Below are 1175 nucleotides of genomic sequence, written 5' to 3' on the forward strand. Positions count from 1 at the left end.
TGTTTGCGTGTACGAACCGCTACAACCGTAGTCAATGCAGCTAACATCAAGCCTGCAAGAACCCATAAGAATGGGAATGACCCTTGGTCAGCCATGCCGCCCATGCCTGTTTTTGGCATTTCAGATGGCATTTCCGTTTCGCTAAATTGGTCTGGGAATTGATCCACGATTGCGGCAGATAAACCTGCTGCTGGCATTTGCATATGTGCATACGCTTCGCGAATCGAGCTGTACGCTGCGTCAAAGTCGCCTGCTACATACGAATCAAATGCGCCAAGTAGTTGTCCAACGTGTGCTGTTAAGCCTTCTTCAAGTGCAGCTGCTGGTACGCGACCTTCTGTTGCTGCATCTAAGAATGCTGCTTGGTCAACAATGTATTGATCCAGTTCAGCACGTGCTTGTTCTTGGCCTTCTTTGTTGCCTTCACCTGTTGCTGTTACGTAATCCACAAAGTAGCCAATGTGTGACTTCCATGTTTCTTCAAATTGCGCACCGGCTTCTTCGCCGTATACTGAACCAACTGCTGCAGATAAGTCATCTGCGTTCGCTAGTAACGCGCCTGCTGCTTGGTCAAAGCTTTCCGCGCCATCGGCACCGTCTTGCATTGCCATCACCGCAAGTCCAGCGTGTTCTGTGAACGTTTGGTTCAATGTTGCACGCAAGTCAATCGCTGGTGTATCGGCACTTGTGTTATCGAATTTGTCTGGGAACTGAGTTGTGATCGCAATTGACAAGCTTTCTGCGAACATGCTCATGTGTTGAATCCCTTCACGCTCTAATGAGTAGGCTTTTTCGAAATCGCCGGCAACATATGCGTCAAACGCGTTGATCAACTGATCTACGTGCATGTCCAATCCTTCTTGAACAGCTGCCGCTGGCAGTAAGCCACCTGTTGCCGTATCAAAGAACTCAGATTGTTCCACTTTGTATTTTTCCAGTTCCGCTAATGCTTGGTCTTTGCCTTCTTGGTTGTCTTCAGCGGTTGCTGTCACGTAATCCACGAAATAGCCAATATGTGATTTCCATACTTCGTCAAATTGTGCAGCGCCTTCGTCGCCGTAAACTGAACCAACTGCTGCAGACAAGTCATCGGCGTTCGCTAAAAGTGCGCCCGCTGCTTGGTCAAAATCTTCTGCGCCGTCGACGCCTTTACGCATTGCTTCGATTGCAAGGAA

1 protein-coding gene is annotated in these 1175 nt (G+C 48.8%); it reads right to left on the reverse strand.

Going from position 1 to position 1175, the window contains the following annotated elements; genetic code table 11:
- The coding region (locus MLE13_RS17775; RefSeq protein WP_240751101.1) for a copper amine oxidase at positions 1-1175 on the reverse strand (1175 nt) is incomplete at both ends.

Origin of the sequence: Planococcus halocryophilus (genome assembly GCF_022489025.1) — a bacterium.
In the GTDB taxonomy this organism is placed as follows: Bacteria; Bacillota; Bacilli; order Bacillales_A; family Planococcaceae; genus Planococcus; species Planococcus halocryophilus_A.